At 63.3% G+C, this 24680-nt stretch carries 25 protein-coding genes; 14 read left to right on the forward strand and 11 right to left on the reverse strand.

Annotation, left to right across the window (positions count from 1 at the left end; all coding sequences use genetic code 11):
• Complete coding sequence (locus A6V37_RS27560) at positions 1-1413, reverse strand: DUF2252 domain-containing protein (protein ID WP_064286495.1); 1413 nt, start codon at positions 1411-1413, stop codon at positions 1-3.
• 53 nt (positions 1414-1466) lie between these two features.
• On the reverse strand, positions 1467-2480 hold the full coding sequence (locus tag A6V37_RS27565; protein ID WP_064286496.1) for a hypothetical protein: 1014 nt from the start codon (positions 2478-2480) through the stop codon (positions 1467-1469).
• Between the two features lie 39 nt (positions 2481-2519).
• On the opposite strand from A6V37_RS27565, the gene A6V37_RS40995 reads away from it, so the two are divergent.
• The 3 genes from A6V37_RS40995 (at position 2520) to motB (ending at position 4773) form a co-directional block, all read left to right on the forward strand.
• Entirely contained in the window at positions 2520-2747 is a 228-nt protein-coding gene (locus tag A6V37_RS40995) for a hypothetical protein (protein WP_157447907.1), read from the forward strand.
• Positions 2748-2913: 166 nt separating this feature from the next.
• On the forward strand, positions 2914-3783 hold the full coding sequence (gene motA / locus A6V37_RS27570; RefSeq protein ID WP_064271591.1) for a flagellar motor stator protein MotA: 870 nt from the start codon (positions 2914-2916) through the stop codon (positions 3781-3783).
• 15 nt (positions 3784-3798) lie between these two features.
• Positions 3799-4773 carry a flagellar motor protein MotB gene (gene motB, locus A6V37_RS27575; RefSeq protein WP_064271592.1) on the forward strand — a complete coding sequence of 325 codons (975 nt, stop codon included), beginning with the start codon at positions 3799-3801 and terminating at the stop codon, positions 4771-4773.
• 80 nt (positions 4774-4853) lie between these two features.
• On the opposite strand, the gene A6V37_RS27580 is transcribed toward motB, so the two are convergent.
• Positions 4854-6899, reverse strand: coding sequence for a D-(-)-3-hydroxybutyrate oligomer hydrolase (locus tag A6V37_RS27580; RefSeq protein ID WP_423213167.1), 2046 nt, complete (start codon positions 6897-6899; stop codon positions 4854-4856).
• Positions 6900-7265: 366 nt separating this feature from the next.
• On the opposite strand from A6V37_RS27580, the gene A6V37_RS27585 reads away from it, so the two are divergent.
• From A6V37_RS27585 to A6V37_RS27610, 7 genes are all read left to right on the forward strand, one after another.
• Positions 7266-7853 (forward strand): nucleotidyltransferase family protein, encoded by a 588-nt coding sequence (locus A6V37_RS27585; protein ID WP_064271593.1) that lies wholly within the window; start codon positions 7266-7268, stop codon positions 7851-7853.
• A 157-nt stretch (positions 7854-8010) separates the two neighbouring features.
• The gene (locus A6V37_RS27590) at positions 8011-9513 is read left to right on the forward strand and encodes a UdgX family uracil-DNA binding protein (RefSeq protein ID WP_064271594.1); all 1503 of its coding nucleotides are present in this window, start codon (positions 8011-8013) and stop codon (positions 9511-9513) included.
• 87 nt (positions 9514-9600) lie between these two features.
• On the forward strand, positions 9601-10338 hold the full coding sequence (locus tag A6V37_RS27595) for a PIG-L family deacetylase (RefSeq protein ID WP_064271750.1): 738 nt from the start codon (positions 9601-9603) through the stop codon (positions 10336-10338).
• A gap of 68 nt (positions 10339-10406) precedes the next feature.
• Positions 10407-10559: a hypothetical protein gene (locus A6V37_RS41530; protein ID WP_165614491.1), complete on the forward strand. Its 153-nt coding sequence runs from the start codon at positions 10407-10409 to the stop codon at positions 10557-10559.
• Entirely contained in the window at positions 10556-10759 is a 204-nt protein-coding gene (locus A6V37_RS41535; protein WP_165614492.1) for a hypothetical protein, read from the forward strand. The genes A6V37_RS41530 and A6V37_RS41535 overlap by 4 nt, the downstream gene beginning before the upstream one ends.
• A gap of 202 nt (positions 10760-10961) precedes the next feature.
• The gene (locus tag A6V37_RS27605; RefSeq protein ID WP_064286497.1) at positions 10962-12503 is read left to right on the forward strand and encodes a methyl-accepting chemotaxis protein; all 1542 of its coding nucleotides are present in this window, start codon (positions 10962-10964) and stop codon (positions 12501-12503) included.
• A gap of 274 nt (positions 12504-12777) precedes the next feature.
• Entirely contained in the window at positions 12778-14520 is a 1743-nt protein-coding gene (locus tag A6V37_RS27610) for a peptidoglycan D,D-transpeptidase FtsI family protein (RefSeq protein ID WP_064271597.1), read from the forward strand.
• A gap of 140 nt (positions 14521-14660) precedes the next feature.
• Here the strand turns inward: A6V37_RS27610 and A6V37_RS27615 are convergent, their stop codons facing one another.
• Entirely contained in the window at positions 14661-15776 is a 1116-nt protein-coding gene (locus A6V37_RS27615) for a GGDEF domain-containing protein (RefSeq protein WP_064271598.1), read from the reverse strand.
• A 259-nt stretch (positions 15777-16035) separates the two neighbouring features.
• Between A6V37_RS27615 and A6V37_RS27620 the strand changes: the two genes are divergently transcribed.
• A complete protein-coding gene (locus A6V37_RS27620) occupies positions 16036-16293 on the forward strand; it encodes a DUF2866 domain-containing protein (protein WP_064271599.1) in 258 nt (85 codons plus the stop codon).
• A 52-nt stretch (positions 16294-16345) separates the two neighbouring features.
• Here the strand turns inward: A6V37_RS27620 and A6V37_RS27625 are convergent, their stop codons facing one another.
• Together A6V37_RS27625 and A6V37_RS27630 are read right to left on the reverse strand one after the other, a co-directional pair.
• On the reverse strand, positions 16346-16984 hold the full coding sequence (locus A6V37_RS27625) for a 2-hydroxychromene-2-carboxylate isomerase (protein ID WP_064286498.1): 639 nt from the start codon (positions 16982-16984) through the stop codon (positions 16346-16348).
• A gap of 269 nt (positions 16985-17253) precedes the next feature.
• The gene (locus tag A6V37_RS27630; RefSeq protein ID WP_064271601.1) at positions 17254-17886 is read right to left on the reverse strand and encodes a LysE family translocator; all 633 of its coding nucleotides are present in this window, start codon (positions 17884-17886) and stop codon (positions 17254-17256) included.
• Between the two features lie 182 nt (positions 17887-18068).
• On the opposite strand from A6V37_RS27630, the gene A6V37_RS27635 reads away from it, so the two are divergent.
• The 3 genes from A6V37_RS27635 to A6V37_RS27645 all read left to right on the forward strand — a co-directional run bounded on the left by A6V37_RS27635 (position 18069) and on the right by A6V37_RS27645 (position 20211).
• Positions 18069-18713 (forward strand): IMPACT family protein, encoded by a 645-nt coding sequence (locus A6V37_RS27635; protein ID WP_064271602.1) that lies wholly within the window; start codon positions 18069-18071, stop codon positions 18711-18713.
• A 210-nt stretch (positions 18714-18923) separates the two neighbouring features.
• Positions 18924-19466 carry a hypothetical protein gene (locus tag A6V37_RS27640; protein ID WP_064271603.1) on the forward strand — a complete coding sequence of 181 codons (543 nt, stop codon included), beginning with the start codon at positions 18924-18926 and terminating at the stop codon, positions 19464-19466.
• A gap of 124 nt (positions 19467-19590) precedes the next feature.
• Positions 19591-20211, forward strand: a complete 621-nt coding sequence (locus A6V37_RS27645) for a LysE family translocator (RefSeq protein WP_064271604.1) — start codon at positions 19591-19593, stop codon at positions 20209-20211.
• On the opposite strand, the gene A6V37_RS27650 is transcribed toward A6V37_RS27645, so the two are convergent.
• The 5 genes from A6V37_RS27650 to A6V37_RS27670 all read right to left on the reverse strand — a co-directional run bounded on the left by A6V37_RS27650 (position 20198) and on the right by A6V37_RS27670 (position 24478).
• Complete coding sequence (locus A6V37_RS27650) at positions 20198-20608, reverse strand: serine O-acetyltransferase (protein ID WP_064271605.1); 411 nt, start codon at positions 20606-20608, stop codon at positions 20198-20200. The genes A6V37_RS27645 and A6V37_RS27650 overlap by 14 nt on opposite strands.
• A gap of 51 nt (positions 20609-20659) precedes the next feature.
• Positions 20660-21364, reverse strand: coding sequence for a WecB/TagA/CpsF family glycosyltransferase (locus A6V37_RS27655; protein WP_341272035.1), 705 nt, complete (start codon positions 21362-21364; stop codon positions 20660-20662).
• A gap of 90 nt (positions 21365-21454) precedes the next feature.
• Positions 21455-22261 carry a heparin lyase I family protein gene (locus A6V37_RS27660; protein ID WP_082902896.1) on the reverse strand — a complete coding sequence of 269 codons (807 nt, stop codon included), beginning with the start codon at positions 22259-22261 and terminating at the stop codon, positions 21455-21457.
• Positions 22262-22281: 20 nt separating this feature from the next.
• A complete protein-coding gene (locus tag A6V37_RS27665) occupies positions 22282-23304 on the reverse strand; it encodes a glycosyltransferase family 4 protein (protein ID WP_341272036.1) in 1023 nt (340 codons plus the stop codon).
• A 109-nt stretch (positions 23305-23413) separates the two neighbouring features.
• On the reverse strand, positions 23414-24478 hold the full coding sequence (locus A6V37_RS27670) for an O-antigen ligase family protein (protein ID WP_242665948.1): 1065 nt from the start codon (positions 24476-24478) through the stop codon (positions 23414-23416).
• Positions 24479-24680 lie beyond the last annotated feature (202 nt).

Below are 24680 nucleotides of genomic sequence, written 5' to 3' on the forward strand. Positions count from 1 at the left end.
CTACACGCGGAAATCCGCGGCCATGTCTTCGTCGGTGCGCGCTTCGAGTTCGCCGCTGCGGCAGGCTTTGAGGAACACGTCGTAATCGCGTTCCACCTGGTCCGCGTAGGACGTGGCATACCCGTTCAGCGCTTCCGCGAACTGGTCGCCGCGGCCGATATACGCGCTGACTTCGATGGCCTGCCCGCTCGCCTTGGCATGCGCGCGCGCCATGATCCAGCCGCATAGCCGCGCGTAGCCGTCGAGCAAGTCGTTGTCGAACAGCTCGATATTCGCCGACAACTTCATGTCGCGCAGCTGGCGAAAGTAGAAATGCCGCCCGGCGGGCCCGGTTGCCCAGCCAAGAAAAATGTCGCTCGCCGCCTGCAGCATGCGCTGTCCCTGCACCACGCGTTCACCCTCGTGCTTGACGGCCGGCGACTTGTGGAACTGCGCGATCACCGAGGGCCGCGCCTCCTTGATCTGCACGAATAGCGGCTTGCCCATGTGATCGACCATCAGCATCACCATGCAGCGGGTACCAACGCTGCCTACCCCCACCACTTTGAAAACCATATCCTGCACGGTGAAATGACTCAGCAGCTCGCGCCGGTCATGCGACATGGTCTTCAGATACTCGCCCCACATGCGCTCGACCATCTTGCGCCAGTTGGCGTGCTTGAACGTTTCGGCCTCATCCTCGGTGAACAGCGTGTTGGCGCCCAGCACATGAAACAGGGCCGGTGGCGCGTCGCGAATCTTCCACTGCCCGCCGTCGAATTCGGCCATTTTCTCGAGCAGGCCCTCGTGCGTCCGGTTAGCGGCCTTTTCCATGCCGCGCCGCACAGCGCGGCGGCGTTCGGGCGGAAACGCGGTGTCCGCCATGCGGTCGAACGTGATGCGGTCGTACCAGAGTTCGAGCGCTCCGCATTGCGCGTACTGGGCCATGCGGTCGCGATATTCGTTGACCGCGGTCATCACCAGGCTTTCGGCCGTGCCGCGGCTCAGGCGCATGTGCCGCGCGGCAATCACGAGACTCGCGGTCAGACGTTTCAGGTCCCACTCGAACGGGCCCACCGAGACTTCGTCGAAGTCGTTCAGATCGAATACGAGCTGCCGCTCGGGCGTGGCGAAACCGCCAAAGTTCATCAGGTGGCCGTCGCCGCAAATCGGCATGACGAGGCCGGTGTCGTGCACCCGGCTGAGATCGTGCGCCTGCAGGATCGCGGTGCCGCGAAAAAACGTGAAAGGCGACACGGCCATGCGCCCGTAGCGCAGCGGCACGAGCTTGTGAACCCGGCCCTCGCTGCTTTGCCTGAGCAGATCGATCGGGTTGCGGTGCAGCTCGCCTACAGCCTGATGGCTTGAACGTTTCGAATGTTCGCGGGCGGCACGGCCACGGGCCTCCCGTTCGGCGATGGTGCTGGCTTTCATGCGCTTCTCCGTTTTTTCTATGATCCTTCACTAGCAGTTCGAGAGACTGCTCGTTACCAGCGGTAGCCCAACCCGCCGAAAATCACATCCGAATCGCGATCGTAACGGGTCACGACACGATTCCATTCGATCCGCGCGTTCCAGTGATCGGTGAAACGGTACGAGCCCGCAATCGTGACGAGGCCGGAGAACTTGCCGGCGCCGGGCCCCGGCGTCGGGCTGTTCTCGTTTTCGTTGATCGCGTAGTAAGCACCGACGCCGAGGCCCAACGTGATCTTGTCGTTGACGAATGCGCGCGTGGCCCACAACTGGCTCGTCAGACCGTCGCGGCGCGACACCTTGCTGCTGCCTTCGTGAAGATAGCCGACCGTCACGTCGAGATATTTCGCGAGGCCGCGCCGGTACTCGATCGCGCCGCCAAGCGCCGTCGGCGAGCTGGTCGAATTGATGATGGTTTCGCCGAGGTACACCGCCACTTCGTTGTTGGTGACGTTGTGCGTGCTGGCGCTCGCCCAGGCACGCGGACCAGGCGAGCCCGGAGCGTCGAGCTGATAGCCGATGCCGAACATCACGCTGGTCGCATCGGGCCCACGCTGCACATGCACGCGATTCAACTGCAGCTGCGAGATCCAGCGGCTCGACGAGTAGTACGCGGCGCGCACGCTGTACACCACGCCCCAGCCGTGCGTGTCGGAATAACTGCCGCCCTGCACGGCGGTGGTCGTATCGAAGTAACGGTAGGGACCGACGCCCGCTTGCAGGACGAACTGCGGGTTGCCCACGGGAATGCGCCCCCAGAACTGGATCATCTGGCCGTCGCGATGATGGTCGGGAATATGCCCTTCATTGAGCCACGTGAAGCTGGCGGCGAAATATTGCCCGAGGCCCTCCTGATAATTGATGGCCCAGGTATAGGTGTTCGTGTTGCCCGCACGCGAGCCGCCGCCGAACAGCGAAAGCTCCTGAGCGTGACCGGACATGGGGATGGAGAGCAGGCCAAGACCCGCCATGCAGGGCGCGAGCTTGAAAATCAGCCGACGATAAACAGCAGATTTCAGAGTCCGCATGCTGAGTTCTCTCTTGTTGTGTCGCGAGCACTGCCGGTGATGGTGCGCATCGAACGTACCTGGCAACGTGCGTCCGAGGGCGACTGGGGACGGCCGCCACTGCAAGCTGTTCGTCATGCTAGCAGACGAATCGGTAAAAAGGTGAGCTATCCGTTTTGCATGGGCGTGCCATCAAGTTGGGGTTTTTATCTGCGTGGCGGAGACAAGTTGCGTCCGCAACGATTGCATCATTCGGACAAAGTTACCGGAGCCAATGCGAAAAACTAACCGATTGGTGAATTCTTTCGCATTTCACCCTTGCGGGCACTTCAGCGCGCGCGAATTCAGCCGTTTACCCAAGCATGTGAAAATATCGCGGCGCACAAGAAAAGCCCTTGAAATAGGGCCTGTTCTGATCAAACGTGCGCTGCGCAAGATAATCGGAGAGAGAAAGATGTTTGTTGCAATCGGCTGGGTTTTAGTCATTGGCTCCGTGATAGGGAGTTTTGTCGGCGTGGGCGGTCACCTGGCGGCTCTCGTTCAGCCGTTCGAACTACTCTGTATTTTCGGTGCGGCAATGGGCGCGTTTGTCGTGAGCAATCCAACTTCCACGCTGAAGAAAACCCTCAAGGCGATCCCCTCGTGTTTCAAAGGCGGCGGTTACACCAAGGCAAAATATCTCGAACTGATCGCACTGCTTTACGAGTTGCTCCAGAAGGCCCGCAAGGAAGGCATGATGGCGCTCGAAACCGATGTCGGCGCCCCACAGGACAGCGTCATTTTCCAGAAGTATTCGCACATGCTGGAAGACCATCATCTGCTCGACTTCATTGTCGACTACCTGCGCATGATGTCCAGCGGCAACGTGAACGTGCACGAAGTGCAGGACCTGATGGATGAAGAGCTGGCCACGCATCATGCGGAAGCATCGGTAGCGGCCAACGCGATCCAGAAAATGGCCGACGGCCTGCCCGCCTTCGGCATCGTCGCAGCGGTCATGGGCGTCGTTCACACTATGGGCTCGGTTGGCGCGCCGCCCGCCGTGCTAGGCGAAATGATCGCCGGCGCGCTGGTCGGCACGTTCCTCGGCATTCTGCTCGCGTATGGCTTTATCGGCCCCGTCGCCGATCTGCTCAATGCCAAGGGCCGCGCGGAAGCCAAACCCTACCAATGCGTGAAGGCCGTGCTGCTTGCCTCGCTGTCCGGCTACCCGCCGCCCGTTGCTGTGGAGTTCGGCCGCAAGGTGCTGTTCACCGCGGACCGCCCGAGCTTCCAGGAGCTCGACGACGCCGTGCGCGCCACCAGGATGCCGAAGTCGGCCTGACGCGGAGCGTGCAAGATGAGCGATACAAGAATGCGGGCGTCGCAAGCGGACGACGCACCCGCCCCGGTCATCGTGCGCCGCGCGAAAAAGGCCGAAGACCACGGCGGACATCATGGCGGCGCATGGAAAATCGCGTACGCCGATTTCGTCACCGCGATGATGGCCTTCTTCCTGTTGATGTGGCTGCTCGGCTCCACGTCGAAGTACGACAAGCAGGGCATCGAGGATTATTTCAACACGCCCTTGTCGAGCCTTTTCGGCGGCAACGACACGGCTGCGGCACGTCCGAGCGTGGTGCAAGGCGGTGGACGCGACATCTCCGATACGCGGCCCGGCGACGGCAGAAAGAGCCAGACACAGCCGTCTGCGCCCATCACCGCGGCGCCCTCCGACGCAACGCGCCTCGAGCAGCTGAAGGCGAGGCTCACCGCACTGATCGAACAAAACCCGGCACTCAAGGCATTCAAGGATCAGATCCGCATCTCGATCACCAATGAAGGACTGCGTATCGAAATCGTCGATTCGCAGAACCGGCCTATGTTCTCTTCCGGCAGTTCGAAGCTGCAAGCGTATGCGGTGACGATCCTCACGCAGATCGGCGCTGAGCTCAACGACGTCGACAACCGGATTTCGATCGCCGGCCATACGGATGCGGTGCCCTACACCGCGGGACCGGAAGGCTATTCGAACTGGGAGCTGTCATCCGAACGCGCCAACGCCGCGCGCCGTGCGCTGGTAGCAGGTGGCATGCATGGAGAAAAGCTGTTGCAGGTGCGTGGACTGGCGGACGTATTGCCGCTCGACAGCCATGTCGCCGACGAGCCGACCAACCGGCGCATCAGCATACTGGTATTGAACAAGGCCGCCGAACTGGCATTTTTCCGTGACGGCGGCAGGACCACGATCGACGAAGCCTCGCCCGCGAGTTCAGCGCTTCCCGCAGTCGTGGCGCGCATGCAGCCGGTAACGGGTTCGCATAGCACACCGTAGTATCGGGTGAGCGATTCCGGCTCGCGGGCATGAGCGCCGCCGCGAGCCGGTATAGCCCATGCGAGGCCGAGCGGCGCGTGTCAGTTCGGCACGTTCACCGCGCCGTTGACCACCGTAATGGCATTGGCACCGGGACTCGCCGCAATCGCCGGCAGATTGGCCGTGGTCAGCGGCGGCGCGGCACCCGGCGTGCCGCCGCGCGGAACTGTGTGAATCACTTGCGATGGCGGTAACGGTGTGCCGTTCATCAGATGACTCCACATCAGATTGAGCGCCTGCAGGTTGTAGTAGTGCACCGGCACGAAGCGCGTATCGAAACCCGCCACGCCGAGGAACGCATCGAAATGCTGGCCGTTGGTCACCTCGTAAAGCGATAGCTTGCTGGCGCCGCCTTCGTTCAGTTGATTCAACCCGAGGTACGGCCGCGACGCGTGGTTGATCGGCACGAGCGCATCGGCGCGGCCCTGCACGATGATGGCGGGCTTGCCGTGCAGATTGGCATTCACGCGAATCGCCTCGACGCCGGGGCTCAGCGAATTGTTCGTCCATAGCGCGCGCAGGCAGAAGGCGCCCGCATAGCTGCCGTCCGCGGTCGCCAGCCGGTGATCCGCGCCCGCCCCCACGTTGTAGACAAGGTTGACGCCGTTGGTCGGCGGCACGCCGTTGCCGGTGCCGAACACCGTGAGCATCGGCGAGACCGCCGGCGTGACGCCGGCCGTGCCGGCGGCATTCGTGGTGCCGAAGCTGAAGTTGCAGAGGTTATCGGCGACGCTCGCTTTGATATACGCATTCGCATAGGTCACGGCGACGGCCGGCACGGCCTGCGAGTCCCACATCGGCGCTTGCAGCAGATCGGAATCGGTCTGGTAGCCATACTGATGCAGCAGTGCCAGCGCGTTGACCGCCTGCGTCGTCACGTCCCCGCCCGTGATCACACCCGCGGCGGCCATCGTCGCGCAGCGCGCCGTGCGGATCGAGTTGGTCGTGGCGAGCGGCAGCGCCGACAGATACGGCGCGCCGGCTGCGGCGGGCGCGAGTGCGGCGCACGGCTGCAGCATATTGGCAAGTGTCGTGTAGTCGGCGAGCGGCTTGCCGAAGGCAGCGACCGGCACACCGCCCTGCGCCACCGCGACCAGTGGGGACAAGCGCAGGTTGATTTGCGGCTCGCCCACCACGACCGCCGTGATCAAACCCGAGGTGTCCTGTTCCGCCGCCGCGAGCGACGCGCCGCCGCCGTTGCTCACCGAAGCCGCGATGGTCGTGATGCTGCCGCTCGCATAACGCACCGTACGGGTCGAACCGTTGAGCGCGCCATACGAATCATTGAGCGCCCAGTAAGCGAACTGGATCGCCTCCAGGGTATCCGTGCCCCAGTCCTTCTCCGGATTCTGCTGCGAATGCGCGTGCTTGAACGCGTAGCGGTTCGGGAACTGGCTATTGAAGGTCGTGAGATTACTGTTGCCGAGGTTCGCCGTGAAGAGGCTGGCCTTGCCCGCCGCGGTGGCGTCCTGCAAGGTGCCGTCGATTAGCGTAATGCGATTGGTCGACAGTTCGTGCGCGCCGTTGCCGCTGCCCTTGTCGGTGTAGGCCACCGCGCAACCGCGCTTGAGGCCCCACTCGCCGGCCGCAGAAATCGCGCCGTACACGCCGCGCGAACCCGATGACGTCGCGGTCACGATGCACGGCTGATTCGGATTGAAGCTGGCTGGAATCTGCACCAGCATGCTGACGTTCTGCGTACCGCTGCCGTCGTCGGCAAAAGCAAGGTATTCCTTGCCGGTGATCTTGCCTTCGCCCAGCGTATCGTTACCGTTCACATCGATATTCGGCCCCCAGAAGCGTCCATAGCCGCCATTCGCGGTCATGTCGACGAGCGCGCGGTAGTTCGACCAGATCGCGAGGCGCCGCAGTTCCGCGGCGGTGGGTTGGGCCGGATTCGCAATGGCCGGCGCCGTGGCCGACGCAAGGCCGGTCTTGCCGAGGCCTGCCGTGAGCAGGTCGTCGGAATTGCCGTCGTAGGACTGGGTGTTCACCGCGCTGGTGATGAAAGCCGGCAGCACGTTGGCTTGCGGCGGCGGGTTGCTTTCGCTGCCGCCGCTGTGGCAGCCAGTCAGCATGACGGCCATGGACAGGCAGGCCGCCAGGAGGGCTCGAACCGGTGAGACAGAGGGTGGCGCAGGCTTCACTTCGAACGCTAATGCCATGTTGTTTGTCTCCGATATTTGCGAATACCGATAGGAATGCAGCGACACCGAACTTGCCGCGTCATGTCCAATCGGGCACGACACTTCGGATACCGGCGCATCGCTAGCCTGCATTGACCTTTCAATGGAGTCAACAGCACATCATGGCCATCCGTTACGAATGTTCGGATTCGGGCGATGTCCGCAGCGAAACGATCAGACAGAAAACGGCATGCAGATACATTCGCGCTTGCCTGTGACTGTTTTGCATCGCACAATCGGTCTCATTCCCTCTTCCGGTTCCCGCCCATGGCCTATGCTTCGCTCGCCACCGGCGTGCTGCTCGCCGCCGGCTTCGGGTCGCGTTTCGACCCCGACGGCCTGCACGACAAACTGCTTGCGCGCATGCCCGACGGCACACCGGTTGCTCATGAATCCGCGCATCGGCTGCTGTGGGTCGTGCCGCGGGTAGTGGCCGTGGTGCGACCCGGTTCAGAGGCGCTGGCGCGCCTCCTGAACGACGCCGGTTGCGAAGTGGTGTTCGCGCCGCGCGCCGAACGCGGCATGGGCGCGAGCCTCGCCGCGGGCGTCGAAGCCAGCGCGGACGCCGAGGGCTGGATCGTCGCGCTCGCCGACATGCCGCGCATCGCCGCCACGACGATCGAAAACGTGGCACGTACGCTCGACGCAGGCGCCTCGCTCGTCGCACCGTTTTATCAGGGGCAGCGTGGACATCCGGTCGGCTTCGGCGCCGAGCACCGCGATGCGCTGCTGGCGCTCGACGGCGATACCGGCGCGAAGTCGCTGCTCATGTCGCAGTTGGTGACACGGCTGGAAGTCGACGATCCGGGCATTCTGCGCGACGTCGATACGCCCGAGGATCTCCGCAAGCTTTAACAGCCCACGCCGCCGGCGCGGCGGCTGCGAGACGATTGTGAGGCGGCCCGCCTGATCGCTTGATCCAGGCGGGCGTCTGGGTGCATACTGTATACCCATACAGTATTTTGTCCGCATGGCTGGCGCGTTCCGTTGCGCGCAGTTCCGGCGCGTCCGCATGAAACGTATTTCAATCGAACCGTCTTTCGCCGCCTGGCGGCGCGCGGCGCGCGAACTGCTGCGGCAAGGTATCGAGCCGGAGCGGATCGAATGGGTGGAGGCTGACGGGGGGGCGGAAGCAACCGGCGGCACTCCGGAGAATCCCGGCCTGAACCCTGCCCCCGCCATCCCGCGCGAGTTGCTGGCCCGGCTGAAAACCGCCGCCTGCTTCCGCGCGCCGGACCGCTGGTCGCTGCTCTATCGCGTCGTGTGGCGCTGGACGCACGGGGAGCGCGACGCTCTCGCCCCAGACGACCGCGACGGCGCGCTGCTCGATCAGCGCATCCAGTCGGTCGAACAGGAAACCGAGAATCTGGTGCTGCTCACGCTGTTCAGGCGGCGCGATCCGTCCATGGGACTGCCGGAATTCGTCGGCTGGTACGAACCCCGGAATGACCTGCTGGAACGCGCCGCCGCACGCTTCGCCGCGCGCATGGGCGACTCCACGTGGATGCTGGCCACGCCGTCGGGCGCGGCGTTCTGGAACGGGATGCTGCTGCGTATCGGGCGGCCGGCCGCGCCGGAAACTGGAGCGCCCCCCCTCGCGTTACAGGCAGGCTCGCAGGGTCAGCAGGCCACGCAAGCATTGCAGCCGTCCGTCATGGACGGCGAGGCCGTCACCAGCGAACCCACCGAGGCGCTCTGGCTCGCGTATTACGCCAGCGTCTTCAATGCGCTGCCGGCCCCCGTGCCGCTGCGGTACTGGCGTACGCCGCCCGTGGGCCCGCCCCTGCCCGCGCGGCTCACGCGCGAGCGCAGCCGGCTCGGCGCGCAGAGCGGCACCGTCACCGTGCCGAAGATGCCGCCCATCGAATATTCAGCGACCACGCCGCCGCTGCGCGACCCGGCCGGCCCGCCAGCCACCTGCCGGCGCTGCGCGTTGTGGCGCAACGCGCGGCAGGCCGTCACGGGCGCCGGGCCGGCCGAGGCGTCGCTCATGGTGGTCGGTGAACAGCCTGGCGAGCACGAGAACCAGCACGGCGAACCCTTCACCGGCCCCGCGGGTCAGCTGCTGGACACGGTGCTCGCACGCGCCGGCCTCGAACGCGCGGCGCTGTATTTGACTTATGCCGTCAAGCATTACAAGTGGGAAATTCTGGAGCAGCAGCGCCTGGAACAACAGCGTGTGCACCGTACGCCCGCGTGGCGCGAGGTCGAGGCTTGCCAATACTGGCTGGAGAAGGAATTGGCGCAGGTCGCGCCGCGCGTGGTCGTCACGCTCGGCGCGACCGCGCTGAAAGCGCTGACCGGCCCGCACGTCAATCTGTCCGAGTATCTGGGGCAGACCATCGCTCACGACGGGCGTCTGATCGTGCCGACGTGGCATCCGTCGTATGCGCTGAGAACGGCCGACAGCCGTTTGCGCGAGGACATCGTGGCGGGCATGGTTGCGGCGTTCGGGCGCGCGGCGGGGTTGGTTGCGAGACCAAACCACCTCGCAAGCCACACCGATTCCGCCTAAGCTGATGTGACGCCGCGCTTTTCACGCACCGGCGCGCCGTTCGCGCCGTGCCTGCGGCCGGCGCATGCCGACATCACCCCACGCCCCATGAGCGAAACCAGCCCACGCCTTTTCGTCGTTTCACCCCATTTCGGCGACGCCGTCTTCAGTTGCGGCGCATTGCTCGCCGCGCATCCCGACGCCGCGATCTGCACGGTATTTGCCGCGCCGCCCGAACAACCGATGCAGACCGAATGGGATAAAAAATCCGGGTTTGCGAACGCCCATGAGGCGATTCACGAACGCACGCTCGAAGACAACCGCGCCCTGGAACTGCTCGACGCGATTCCGCTGCGCACGCCATTTCGCGACTGTCAGTATGCGGACTCGCCCTCGATCAGCCAGCTGGCGGCGGCGCTCGAGGAAATCATCTATCGCACGACCGCGAACACTCTGCTGATGCCGCTCGGTCTGCTGCACGACGACTACGTGCGCGTGTTCGAAGCCTGCTGTGAAATTCTGCCGCGCCTGTCGCATCTGACCTGGTTCGGCTACGAGGAAGCGATTCACCGCTGCACGCCCGGCGTGGTGCAGGCGCGGCTCGCCGATCTCGCGCAGCGCGGCATCGTCGCAACGCCGGCCTATCCCAGCGCCGGCCATACGATCGATGCGCAACGCCGCGAGCAACTCAAACGCGAGGCGGTGAATGCTTATGAGAGCCAGTTGCGCGCGTTCGGCGCAGGCCATTACGACGACGTTTTCGCCGCCGAGCGCTACTGGCAACTCAGCGTGAGCCGCGGCGCGAAAAAGTCAGGGGCGCGACGCGCCGGAAACGCCTACGCTTGAAGAACACGGCCGGCGCGGCTGTCACATGAGCAGCTGCCCGGCCTTCCGCCCCATCCAAAGGTGATGCCATGAGCTACGACATGCATACCAGCCCGATTCCCGATCCTAACGCCGATCCGAACCGCGATCCGGAGGCCGATCCGCTGGTGCCGCCGTCGCCAGGTCACCATACCGAGGAACCGCAGCGGCCCGACGGGCCACCGGACAAAGACCCGGTATGAGCGCGGCGCGCGACTTGGGTATGCCGCGCGCCGCGCAGCGCATCGTCCATGCACCAGCCCGCAATCAGCGCTTCGACTCGCGCGACGATCGAGAAATGTTCATCGGACGGCGAGTCTTTGCCTGCCTTGATCTTGCCGCAGAACTCGTCCATATCGGCAAGCGGTTGGGCCTGGCCGTTGATAATCCAGCATCACAATAAACGCAAATAATCTCGCACAAAAAACATCACAATCGCATTTAATAAAATAAAAATCCTTTTTAATCAGACAAATAAATACCCGACAACGGGTTTCCCCTGCCCTGCGGAGCGCGTGCCGCCGCGCCGTAAACACAGTCAGCGATAAGCCCATCGCTACAAGCGCCCTCTGACCGACCACTTTGCGAAAGCAAGCCCCATCGCTATGACTCTGAACAAAAAACTGGCCTCCATGGTCGCCGTCTTGTGGATCGGCCTGATCCTGATCGGCGGCTTTGGCGCATGGCAAAACCGCGCCTCGATGATCTCGGACCGCCGCGATCAGCTGAAATCGCTGATCGACCAGGCCAACCACATCGTCGGCCGCTACTACACGCTGGCTCAACAACACACGCTCACCGAGGACGAAGCCAAAAAGCAAGCACTCGATACCCTGAAAGCCATGCGTTACGGCAAGGACGGCTACCTGTCCGTCAACGATTCGCAGCCTGTCATGCTGATGCACCCGTTCAAGCCGGAAATGGTCGGCAAGAACTTTGCGCAGTTCACCGATCCGGCGGGCAACCATCTGTTCGTCGACATCGTCAAGGCAGGCAGTCTGGAGGGCGGCGGCTTCGTCGACTACCTGTGGGCCAAGCCGGGCAGCGACAAACCCGTGGCCAAGACCAGCTACGCCGCCCACTTCGAGCCGTGGGACTGGTATCTCGTCACCGGCATGTACATGGACGACGTGCAAAGCGCGTTCTACGCGAGCCTGCTGCGCTGGCTCGTGATTACCGTCACGCTCGGCGCGATCGCCACGGTGGTCATGCTGCTGGTGTTGCGCAGCATCCGCCGCTCGCTCGGCGGCGACCTCGAAGTGGCGCTCGAACACGCGCAGCTGATGGCGCGCGGCAATCTCGCCACGCGCGTGCCGGTGCAAGCGGATCATGCGGGCAGCCTGCTGCACGCGCTCCAGACCATGCAGGCCGGCCTGGTCGATACGGTTTCGCGCGTGCGTCAGGGGACCGACAACATCAACATCGGCGCGACCGAAATCGCCGCCGGCAATACCGATCTCTCGCAGCGCACCGAGCAGCAGGCTGCCGCGCTCGTCGAAACGGCGTCGAGCATGGACCAGATGACCGTGAACGTAAAGCAGAACGCGGACAGCGCGCAGCAGGCCGCGCATCTCGCCGGCGAAGCCGCTGACGTCGCGAAGCGCGGCAGTCTCGTGGTGGAGGACGTGGTCCGCACGATGGGCGAGATCACCTCCAGCTCGCGGCAGATCGGCGACATCATCGGTGTGATCGACGGCATTGCGTTCCAGACCAACATCCTCGCGCTCAACGCGGCCGTCGAAGCGGCCCGCGCGGGCGAACAGGGGCGCGGCTTCGCGGTGGTCGCCGCCGAAGTGCGCAGCCTCGCCCAGCGCTCGGCCACGGCCGCCAAGGAAATCAAGGCATTGATCGAGACGTCGACGCATACGGTCGAAGCCGGCGCGTCGCTGGTCGCCAACGCCGGTTCGACGATGGGCGAGATCGTGCAGTCGGTGCGGCGCGTGAACGAGATTCTCGAGGAAATCAGCAACGCGTCGCGCGAACAGAGCGCGGGCATCGAGCAGGTCAATCGTGCCGTCGGCGAAATGGATCAGGTCACGCAGCAGAATGCGGCGCTGGTCGAACAGACCGCGGCGGCGGCGCATTCGCTGAAGGATCAGGTGGGCGTGCTGCGCGAAGCGATCTCGAGCTTCGCGCTGCCGGCCTGAGCCCGCGGCTGAAGACCGGTACGAGCCAGGAGCCGCGCACGGAAGCTGCACAAAAAAAGAAGGCGCTCAACAGGCAGGGAGCGCCTCTTTAACACGCCGCGTCGGAGTCGACGCATCAATCGAACGAACCAGCCGCGCGGATTTTTGAAATCCGCGCGGTTTTTTTATGCCGGTGACCGCCATGGTCCCCTTGCACGAACCTCGCATACAGATTACGTTCTTATTACAATCATGAGTGACACCAGTTAATCGAGCCGTTCGCCATCCGCACCCAATGATCCAGAAGAAGAAATCGCAGCCGCACGATCCCTACGCGCCCGTCGCGAAGAACCAGCTACTGGCCGCGCGCCTGCCGATGTGGCGTTCGAAATTCATCGTCCTGCTGGTGTTCGGCGCGTTCGCCTCGCTGGCGGCGCGCGCGTTCTGGGTCCAGGTGGTCAACCAGAACTTCTACGTCGACCAGGGGCAAAAGCGCTATCAGCGCACCCTGGAACTCGACGCCACGCGCGGACGGATCGTCGACCGCAACGGCTCGATGCTCGCCGTCAGCCTCGCCACCTACGAAATCTGGGCCTCGCCCAAGCTGATCGACGAAGCCGCCGTCGCGCCGCTCGCCAAGCTGCTCGACTTGCCGCTGGCCGAATTGCGCCGGCGGCTGAACGGCGACAAGACCTTTGTTCTGCTCAAGCGCCAGGTGGACGCCGAAACCGCCGGGCACGTGTCCAAGCTGGGGCTGGCCGGTATCACGCAGATAGCGGATTCGAAGCGCTTTTATCCGGAAGGCGAATCGGCCGCGCACGTGGTCGGCTTCACGGATATCGAGGACAACGGCCAGGAAGGCGTCGAGCTCGCCGCCAACGAGCAGCTGCTCGGCATGCCCGGCCAGCGCGAAGTGATCCGCGACCGCCTCGGCCGCGTGGTGTCCGAGACCAGGCCACTGGTGCCTGCGCAGAACGGTGAAACCATTCATCTGACTATCGACCGGCGCATTCAGCAGCTCGCCTATACGCAGCTGAAGGACGCCATTGCCAAACACCACGCCGAAGCCGGCAGCGTGGTGGTGCTCGACGCGCGCAACGGTGAGATTCTGGCGCTCGCCAACTACCCAAGCTTCGATCCGAACGACCGCGCTCGCCTGACCGGCCGGCAACTGCGCAATCGCGCCGTGGTCGACACCTTCGAGCCGGGCTCGACGATCAAGCCGGTGGTCGTCGCGCTCTCGATCGACGAGGGCAAGGTGCGGCCGCAGAGCATCATCGACACGGCGCCGGGCTGGTACAAGATCGGACCGGCCGTGATCCACGACACCTCGAATCACGGCGCGATGACGGTCGCCGAAGCGGTGCAGAAGTCGAGCAATATCGCGCTCGCCAAGCTCGCGCTGAATCTGCCGGCGGAGAAAATCTGGAGCAAGTACCAGCAATACGGGCTCGGATTGCGGCCCGAACTGACTTTTCCCGGTGTGGCGTCCGGCAAAGTGCGGCCGTATAAACGCTGGCGCCCGATCGAGCAGGCGACCATGGCGTACGGTTATGGACTGTCCACCTCGCTGTTGCAGATCGCGCAGGTCTACACCGCTTATGCCGGCGACGGCACGATGCATCCGGTGAGCCTGTTGCGGGATGGGCCGGATGCCGCCGGGCAATCAGCACGCCCCGCGGATCAAGGCCATGCGGTCACGACGCCGGCCACCGCGCGCGCGATCCGCTCGATGCTCGAGATGGCAACCGGCACGGGCGGCACCGGCCGCGCGGCCACGGTGGAAGGCTACCGGGTCGGCGGCAAGACCGGCACGGCGCGCAAGCAGGTCGGTGCGACCTACGCGAAAAACCGCTACCGCGCCCTCTTCGTCGGCATGGCGCCGATGAGCGATCCCCGGTTGATCGTCGCCGTGATGATCGACGACCCGGCGGGCAAAGCGTTCTATGGCGGCACGGTGGCCGGACCGGTGTTCAGTGGCGTGACGGGTGGCGCGTTGCAGTTGCTGGGCGTGCCGCCGGATGCGCCCGCTATTTGACTAGCGCCGCGCTGCAAGCGTTGCCGGAGGAGCGTCGCGTCGCACGATCTGGCAGCCGTCGCGGTGTTTGACGCGACGCAGCTTCAAGCACTGATGCGTCCGCCAGCGCGAGCGTCCACGCTACACCTGAATCGCAGCGCTCAAAGCACGGCGTGATTGCCTTCCGCTTTCGCCAGCGCTTCGATGCGATTGCGGCCGTTGTGTTTAGCCTGATACATCGCGCGATCGGCTTCTTCCATCATCACCATACCCAGTTTGGCGGCCTCGGCCGGCGGCCCGCTGACAGTGCGCGCCGCCACGCCGATCGACACCGTCAACGCAATCCGCTTGCCATGATCGTCCTGTAGATCCAGCCGTTCGACCGCCTGCCGCACACGCTCGGCCACGGTCAGAGCATCGGTCCGGTCGCCTTGCAGAAGCGCGGCGAATTCCTCGCCGCCATAGCGCGCGACGGTATCGCCCAGGCGAACCTGTTGCCGCACACAGGCGGCCACCGCCGCCAAGGCGCGGTCGCCGGTTTGATGGCCGTAGGTGTCGTTGATCCGCTTGAAACTGTCGATATCGATGAAAAGACAGGCCACCGGCACGCCATAGCGCACAGCACGCATGATCTCTTCGCGCAGCCGCTCATCGAAATAGCGGCGATTGGCAAGGCCCGTCAGGGAGTCGGTCATACCCAGCTGCTTGAGGCGCTCGCGATGCGCGACATTGTCGAGGCTCGCCGTCACGATGCTCGCGAAGCGCTCCAGAATGTCAGTGGCCATGCCGGGTGCGAAACGCGCCGGATCGTCGCTGCCGAGACAGAGATAGCCGCTGACGGTGTTGCCGGCCGCAAGCGGCAGCAGGATCGCGCTCGCCGGCGTGCCGGCGTCGCCGAAGAAGGCGCGGCGCGCGGTGTCGTCCAGCTCGCGCGGTTCGCCGAGCCATGGCTCGCCGTCCTCGCACAGACCTTGCGCGGCAAGGCCGCCCTCGCGCGATGTTCGCAGCCGCGGCTCGCCAAGCGCGTGCAACGCCGCCGGCTCGAGCAGCTCGAGCAGGATCGGCGCCCGGTCGTCAAGCCATAGCGTCACGCCCGATAGCGAGAATTCCTGCGGCAGACGGCTGAACAGCGTGTCGAGGAACGACATGAAGTCCTGCGCGCCGATCAGGCGCAGTTCGACGTTCTGGAAGCGGCGCAGCGTGCGCTCGTTGTGCTGCACGGTGTCGACGAGCGACCGAAGGCGCTCGGCAAGCGGCGTTTGGGCGAGATTCGTCACGTTATCAGGGGCGGGTCCGAAGGCAAGCGGGGTTGGCAGCACCAATCCGCTCTAATAACGGCTATTTCCCGAAGGTCTTGAGGGTGCGATCGCGCCGCCTACGCTTTTAAGCGATCTTAAGTCTGGCTTAATTCTTTGCTGTAACTATGAGGTCCAACATCCCCTGTTGAGCCGCCAGAACATCGGCGGCGCTTTTTTTCCGGGGTGTTGACGACGCGCCAGAAGATGGGCTGCATGCCCGCGAAGAAGGAGTCAAACCATGTTTGAAGACACGGTATTCGAGCATTTGCGCGCCATGCCCGGCAACGAATGGGTTCGCCAGATCCATTCATGCAAGGTCTCGGACCCGCTGCAACCCCCATGGGGACGCTCATATCGACTGGTCGAATGGACCATGAAGCACACCCCCGAATCGAGCCGCCGGGTGGTGCCCGCCGAGAGCACGCCGCTCGAAATCGCCCAGGCTGTGGTCTCGCACGTGCCGGGCCGCCGCTTCTGCCAGCACGGCGACGAATAGCGGCATAACGCGCGGCGCCGATTCCGCACGGCTCGCCAATCGCGGCATCACACTACTCGCGCGCGGCGATCGAAGCGCAGAAGTCCAACGCGTCGTCCAGCCGGTCGTTGCCCCAAAACATTTCACTGCCCACAAAAAACGTCGGCGCACCGAAAATGCCGCGCGCCGCGGCCATTTCGGTTTGCTCACGCAAACGCTGCTTGTTCGCGTCGCTTTGCGCTTCGGCGATAATCTCGCGCGCGGACAAATCCAGTTTGCCGAGCGCCTCGCTCACCACGTCCATCGAGCCGATATCGCGGTCATGCACGAAATTCAGTTGCATGATCTCGCGGCAGTAAGCGGCGATCCATTCGCGATCCGCACAGAGCAGCGCCACGCGCGTGGCCAATAGCGCGGCACGCGGAAAAATGCTTGGGCGCGTCAGGGCAATGCCATATTTGCGGCATTGCCGCTCCATGTCCTTCCACACATACGCGCCCTTTTCTTTCTGCAGCACGAACGGCGAATTGTCAAAACCAAGATCGCGAAAAATCGGCCCCAGCAAAAATGGACGCCAGCGGACGCGCACGCCCCGTGCCGCCGCCAGCGCTTCGATGCGCATGACGCTGAGATAGCTGTAGTTGCTGCCGAAGTCGAACCAGAACTCGATGTCCGGCGCCCGCGAGTCAGCGAAAGCCGCCGTGCCGCTCATGTTCGCCTCCCTGTTCGTACGCAACCGCGACACGCACCGATGCGCGGCTGCCGACGCCCCATGCCTTGCAATGCTTGACAGTTAAATGGGGCACTCCTGTCTATGATGGATTTCTCAACCCGCCAACCTTGCCGGTCACGCCATGCACTACCCCTATGACATTCTAAGCGCCGCGTGTCTCTTCATCATTGTGGTTTCCACGACCATCCTGCTGGCGCTCTCCTGAGCGAACCGGCCACGCGGCGCATTTAGCGCATTTGGCGCGTTTATTAGCGCGTTTGCGTGGCCACACGCAGGCCGAGCGAGATGAACAGCACACCAATCAGCTTGTTCTGCCAGCGGGTCAGCCACGTCAGACGCTTGACGAATTTGCCCAGCGGACGAATTGTCAGCACGATCAGCGTCGTATAAAGCGCGCTCATGGCAACGAAAATAAGCCCGAGCGTGGCGAACTGCAGAAACGTGGAGCCGTGTTCGGGATGAACGAACTGCGGCAGGAATGCCAGAAAAAATAGTGCCGTCTTGGGATTCAGCACTTCGGCGGGAATCGCCTGAAAGAAGGCTTTCGAGGCCGATACCGGCGGCAGCGCCGGCGCCGGGCCGGTTGCGCTGGCCTGCTTTTCGCGCAACGCGCGTACGCCCAGATAGATCAGGTAGCCCGCGCCGACGAACTTCACCGCGTTAAAGGCCAGCGCGGAGGTCATCAGCAGCGCAGAGAGACCGACCGACGCACCCAGCGTATGAATGAAGTCGCCCACCGCGATACCGAGCCCGGTAAGAATGCCGGCCTTGCGGCCGCCGTGCACCGTGCGCGTCAACACCAGCAGCACGGCCGGCCCCGGAATCAAAAAGAGCCCGAGTACCACGGCAACGAAAGTCCCTAACGTCGATAGATCAAGCATGTCGTCTCCTTTGTCACGCGCTGGACTACCTGCCGGATGCGCGCGTTCAGCAGACGATTGTAGATGAACTCGCGGCAGCGGACTCGCGCGTGGCGAGCGCGCCATATCGCGGTCCATGCTGACACGGTCGAAAAAGCGCGCGACGCGCCGTCTGTCCACCCGCACTCCGGCGATCCGTTACCATGGCGGGCACAGCGCGCGCCGCGCACGGTGCCCTTCCTTCATCCGTCGAAGTTTTTGCCTTGCCCACTTACACCTTGCCCGCACCGTTGAGCGCGGAACTCGAAATTCGCAAGAGCCGGTTTATTGCGTATGCCATACCGGTCGCCGACCGCGACGCCGCGATGGCCGAGTTACGGCGCCTGCGCGACGAGCATCCTGCCGCGACGCATGTCTGCTGGGCGCTGCTGGCCGGAGGCCAGTCCGGCATGTCCGACGACGGCGAGCCGTCCGGCACCGCCGGCCGGCCGATTCTCGAAGTATTGCGGCATCACGATCTGGATGGCGTGCTGGCCGCGGTCGTGCGCTATTACGGCGGGGTGAAACTCGGCGCCGGCGGCCTCGTGCGAGCCTATACCGACGCGATTGCCTCGGTTTTGCTGGATGCGCCGCGCGTCGAGAGGATTGCTCAGGTCACGCTAACCGTCGAGGTCAGTTACGCCGACGAAGCGAAAGTGCGCCGCTGGATCGAAGCGCAAGGCTATGCGCTCGCGGACAGCGCCTACGCGATGCTGGTGAAAATGACGATCCGTTTGCCCATCAACGCGGTGGACGACGCGCAGCGAGCGCTGGTGGATATGACTCAAGGGAAAGCCGGGTTTTTCTGACACTCCGGGTTAAGTCGTTCGACATACGAATATGAGATGCGCTCATCCGGGGCGCTGTTACCATGCTGCTTAACCACCGGGATAACTTCCTTAAAAAGGGTCACGCCTCTGACTTCGACCGCCGCATTTTCCAGTACAGCGCCTGAGTCCTCGCAACGGAACCCGTCTCTGCCGCCGCTCAGCCCCACGCACTCGCCCTTGAGGTCCACCGTGCTCAAGGGCTGCGGCGTGATCGCGCTGCCGTTGATGCTATCCGCATGCTCGTGGTCGTGGTTTGGTCTCAATCCCAGCGCGCATCGGGCAGCCGTGCATCCCACCGGCTGGCTCAGCGTCGCACCTGCAAGCGATTTCGCCTACATGCCGGCCCGCAATGGGCAAGTTTCACCGAATCGAATCGAAAACACGGCCATGACCGGCATTGTGCTCAAAGACGACATCAACGAAATCGTGCACAACGGCATTGTGAGCAGCCTGCAGATCGCCGGCTTTCATCTCAACGAGGGCAAGCGGATTCTGAGCGGCAGCATCGAGAAATTCACGGTAGACGACACACGCGCGACGACCTACTGGACGCTGAAAATGCGTTATGTGGTGACCGATGCCGCGACCCAGACAGTTGTGTACACAACCACCAAGACGGTGACGCGAAAATCGCCGAAATTCACGAGTAACACGATCGCCATTGAAGACACGGTCAAGCTGAGCGTCGACGCGTTGATCAGCGATACCGGGTTTGTCAAAGCGGTGAATTAAGCGCGCCGTCAACATCGCTTCGGGCCGCTTCGCTACAATTGCAGGGGGCGCTGCTGTGTCGGCCGTTGTACGCGCCGTCCTGGTGCGCGATTCGCCACTCACCTCCCTCTGCCTGCGAGCCGTTATGTCTCTCACAGCCTGGCTATTCTTTCTGCCCGCCTGCTTCGCGATCAATCTCGCACCCGGACCCAATAATCTGCTGTCGATCAATGTGGCGGCGCGTCATGGCTTCATGACCGCGTTTGTCGGCGGCACGGGGCGCCTCGTCGCCTTCGCGATGATGCTGGTGCTGGCCGCGACGGGTCTCGCCGTGGTATTGCACGCATCGGAGTGGTTCTTTCTCGCCATCAAACTGGCGGGCGCAGGCTATCTGATCTGGCTCGCCATCCAGCTATGGCGCAGCGACGCGCCCACCATCGACACGACGCAGCAGGACGACGCATCGCTCGCACGCATTGCGCAACGGGAATTCTTCGTGGCCGCCGGCAATCCGAAAGCGATTCTGGTATTCACCGCGTTCTTGCCCCAGTTCGTCGATATCGCCAAGCCGATGCTGCCGCAGTTCACGGTGCTGGGCGCGAGCTTCCTGGTGCTCGAGTGGGTCGCCATTGCGCTTTACTCGTACGCGGGGATGTACCTCGGGAAATGGCTGGTCCGCGCGAAGGTTCGGCGGTGGTTCAATCGTTGCTGCGGTGGATTTCTGGCGGCGATCGGCGTGGGGTTCCTGATGGTCAGGCGCGGCTGACGATTCGCGCCGGAACGCCCACTACCGTGACGCCCGGCGGCACGTCGGACATCACGACGGCGTTGGCGCCGATCTTCGCGTTGCGCCCGATCGTCACCGGCCCCAGGATGCACGCGCCCGCCCCGATCAGCACGTTGTCGCCGATCACCGGCGCGCCCGGCTGACCGCGGCCGCCAATCACGACGTTGGGCGCGATGACGATATCGTTGCCGAGTACTGCCTGCCGGTGCACGACGATACCGAGCCCCTGATAGCCGAACACCACGTTGCGCCCTACCTTCACCGAGGGTGGCAAGGACACCGAAACGACCACCCGGTTGAAGACCTTCAGAACCCACGGCAACAAAGGCACGCGCAAACGATACAGCAGGTGTGCGATGCGAAATATGTACAACATGAAGCATTTCCTGTTCAAGTAACCGGCACAGCCGGTCAGTGGCCTTTCCGCCTAGCGCTGGAGAATCAGCGCCTTGCCCAGCATCCATGCGAATTTGCTGTTCGTGACCAGATAGCGCCGCCACATCCGGCGTGGCTCCTGCAGAACTCGGAACAACCACTCCAGACCCGCAGCCTGCATCCAGCGAGGCGCGCGGGCGACTTTGCCGGCCACGACATCGAACGTGCCACCTACTCCCATCACGAAGTCGACCCCCAGCGACGCCTTCCAGCGATTGATAAAATTCTCCTTGGTGGGCGACGTGATCGCGACGAACAACAGCCGCGCGCCCGACTCGCGGATAAGCTCGACAACAGGTTCGTGATCGATGCCGAAGTACCCGTGGTGATATCCCGCAATCCTCAGCCCCGGATAGCGGCTTGCGCAGATCGCGGCTACGCGCGCGACCACCTCGTCGGTCGCGCCAAGCAGGTACACCGGAAGCGCGAGTCTCGCCGCCTCCGCCAGCAACCTCTCGAACAGATCAACGCCCGCCACGCGCTCCGGCACGGCATGGCCAAGCAGCCTGCCGGCCCAGACCACGCCCATGCCATCAATGCTGATCATGTCGCAGACGCGGACGGACCTGGCCAGTTCGGCGTCGGTCTGCATGTGAACGAGCTTGGCGACATTGACCGCGACGTGCTGCGTGAACTGTCTGGCCATGATTCGCGAGGAGATGACGGCGACCGTCTCGTCCATGGTCGCGGCGTCCATCGGACATCCCAATACTTGAATGCGCTTCATAAAATCACTCTGTCTGTTCTGTGGCATCCGCACATCGAGCGTGCGTCGCGGATGCGGCGTTCATTTCTTCGACACCGAAACCGGTCCGAAGAACAACGTCATTTCGCTGACGTCGGACGGCGAACTGTTCCAACCGGCCTTGTAGAGCCCCATCTTCAGGTACGCGTCCTGCACGCCCGGATAAGCGTTCGGCACACCCTGCGACGCGAACACCGAGCGCCCGTCCTTCCACAATTGCGTCGACGCATGCTGACCGGAATCGTCGGCAACGTAGCGCAGCGCCCAGTTGACCCACTTGCCCTTATCGGCATCGGCGCAACACAGCCATTTGCCTGCGGAAACGGTCGCCGTATTTGCCCCGCCGCGCTCGGAAATCGCGTACTGGTTGCCCAGCAGGCTCAGTGCGATGGTCGGCCCACCCGTCCATTCACCCTGATGCACCTGGGTGATGATGACGGCCTGCTTGCTGTCGAAGGTGAACCCGGCGGGAATGAAAGTGCTCCATCTGAGCAGATAATCCGCGCCTTGCGAAAAACTCACCGCTTTCGGGAAGATCAACTCGGCCCGAGGTACACCGTTCGCAATCTTCGAGAAGTCCTCGGTTCTGGACATCTGAACGCGAACTGCCTTTCTTCCCGCTATGACTGGATCGTCGACCACGGCGATATCGCCGGGATTGGCCTGAACGCCGATACCCGCGTCAATGCCACCGCTCCAGGTGGTGGCAAACAGCGAGTCATAGGTGCTCGCCACTGCGGTCATTTGCGGATCGCTCCACGTACCGCCGAGATCCTGTGCGTTGGCGCAACTGCATAGCAATGCTAAAAGACAACCTGAAATCCCACCGCTGAATGCCACGACTTTCATCGACGATCCTCTTTGCCGGTTTAGCTCACTCTGCGATAGCAGAGCACGTATTGATCGACCACCGCGCCGACCGAATAGCGGCTCATCGCGCGCGACACCGCTGCCTGCCCCATTGCATGCGCGATATCGGGCCTTTGCACCAGATGCCGGATTCTTTCCGCCAGTGCCTCTATGTCACCACAACGGACCAGGTAGCCAGTCACCCCTTCCTCGACCAGATCCAGGAACCCGCCAACCTGCGTGCCAATCACAGGCCTGCCCATCAGCATCGCCTCCAGCGTCGAGATGCCGAACGCTTCGAAATGACTCGGCATGCAAAACAGGGCCGCGTCGCGATAGAACCTGAGTTTTTCATCGCCCTGCAGCCAGCCGACGAAGCGAACCTGATCGCTCACGCCATAGCTGTGCGCCGCGCGTGACCACCGCTCCATATCGCCGGCGCCGGCCAATCGCAGCTGGATCTTCAGCCCCTGGCTGTTCAGGAGTGCCGTCGCTCCCAGCAACTCGCCGATTCCCTTGCCTTCCGTGAATCTGCCGACAAAGGCAACATACGGAGAGCTATCCCTGCCCGTCGCACATGGGGACTCATGTAACGCCATACCGGCCATCGCCTCGGCGTGACACGCTGTATTGCCGATTACATAGAGGCCGTGAGCATTGCCTCGATACACCTCGAGTTCCGCCGCGATGGCCGATGACACCGCCACCGCCGCATCCGCGCCGCGAATGAATCGCGACACGGCATGACGCGTGAGCCAGCCGCCGTTGCGCCAGAAATGCTGAAAATTACCAGCATGCAAATGAAAAATCGTTCTCTTGCCTAAAAGCCTGGCCAGCAGATACAACCCAAACTTTCTATAAAACGACCCGCGAATCGACACATGGAAATGAACCAGATCGACGCCCTTGACGAGTGCAACCAGAAAGCCGGGAACGTCCAGCAGAAGAAAGCACAGCAGCGATTTCACGCTCTGGAAACCATGCGTCTCGAAGATGCTCAGCGTCACCGCCTCGCGTTGAAAGCGGTCGCGCTGCGCGCCCAATTCAGCGAGCACGGACGCAATACCGCCTCTCTGCCCTCGCCCCGGTCCGACATGCAGCACACGAAGCGGAGACGCCTCAGGCTGTATTGCCGCGCTGTCGCCATGACGCTTATTCATCGCCCGGCCTTTGCTCGGCAGCCCCGCGCTGCGCCGCGGCGCGCCCGATGAGTACGGCGATCATCGCCAGATACGGACTGACGACCGCCGACACCAGCACGTGCCCCGCCGTGCAGGCCGTCGCCATCAAAACGATATAAAACCATTTGCCAAATCGCGGTACCCGTCCGCGTCCACGGTAAAGAAAAGCCTTGCTCAAGCTCCACACATAGAGGAAACAGACCGGTAATCCCACCGCCAGAACCAGATCCGGCAAGTCGATTTCGATCAGGTAGCGCACTACCGGGTAGCCACCGGTCAGCAGCGGCGCATAGCCATGCTGTGCCACGTCGTTCCACACGTTCCAGAATTTGACGTCCCGTCCCGACAGGATCATGGAGAGCAATCCGCCGCCGCCCGCACGGTCATGCTGATACTGGAAATACTGCAAGCTGAGATCGACGGCGCCTGTCACGCTGGGCAACGACAGATAGGCAATCGCAGCAGCGCCCGCCAGGGCGCCGACAAGCGCCAACGCGCGGACAGTCGCCCCAGGCAGCTTGTGCCTGCAATAGAAGTAAGAACATGTCATGGCGACGGCCCCCGCCATCGCAGCCTTGGTGCCGACCAGACACGAGGCCAGCAGAATGCTGCCGACCAGCACGGCTCGCAAAGCCGACCAGCCCGACCTCAGTACGCCAAGCAGACCATAGCCAAGCCCCACGATCATGAGTGCGGACGCCTCGTTCTGCGCGTACACAATCCCTTTGTAGCCCGACCGGATCTGCGTATCGGCCCAGTAGCTACGAAACATATCGATTGAGAACGCCGCGCCCGCGACGATCGCCCACGCATAGGCCAGCAAGGTGAGGCACAGGAACGGTTCAAGTTCTTCGAGCTGCTGCCCGCGCATCCCGCTTAGCGCCGCGAAACACACGAAGAAAGAGAACACCTTGAGAATGAACACGGCCTGCTGCGTGAACTCCGCAGTCGGCATATCGCCGAGGGCATACGTCACCGCGGCGGCCACGATGGCTGCCGCCGCCAATAGCGCCGTGCGCCAGCTCGACAGTTTCACCCTGCCACTCGTCAACAGAACAAGAAGCAGGCCGGCGATCATACTTCCACGCACAAGAAGCGAGTAGCGCGCATCGCCCCCTTCCGTGCCAGATCCATGTGCGGCTCTGATTGACAGAAAGTCGGCAAACGGTGACAACGCGAGACCATAGGCGAACACTGTCCATCTCAGCGAAGTGGGCGCCCGTCGCGCTACCTTGCGC

The sequence above is a fragment of the Paraburkholderia ginsengiterrae genome, assembly GCF_001645125.1.
Taxonomy (GTDB): domain Bacteria; phylum Pseudomonadota; class Gammaproteobacteria; order Burkholderiales; family Burkholderiaceae; genus Paraburkholderia; species Paraburkholderia ginsengiterrae.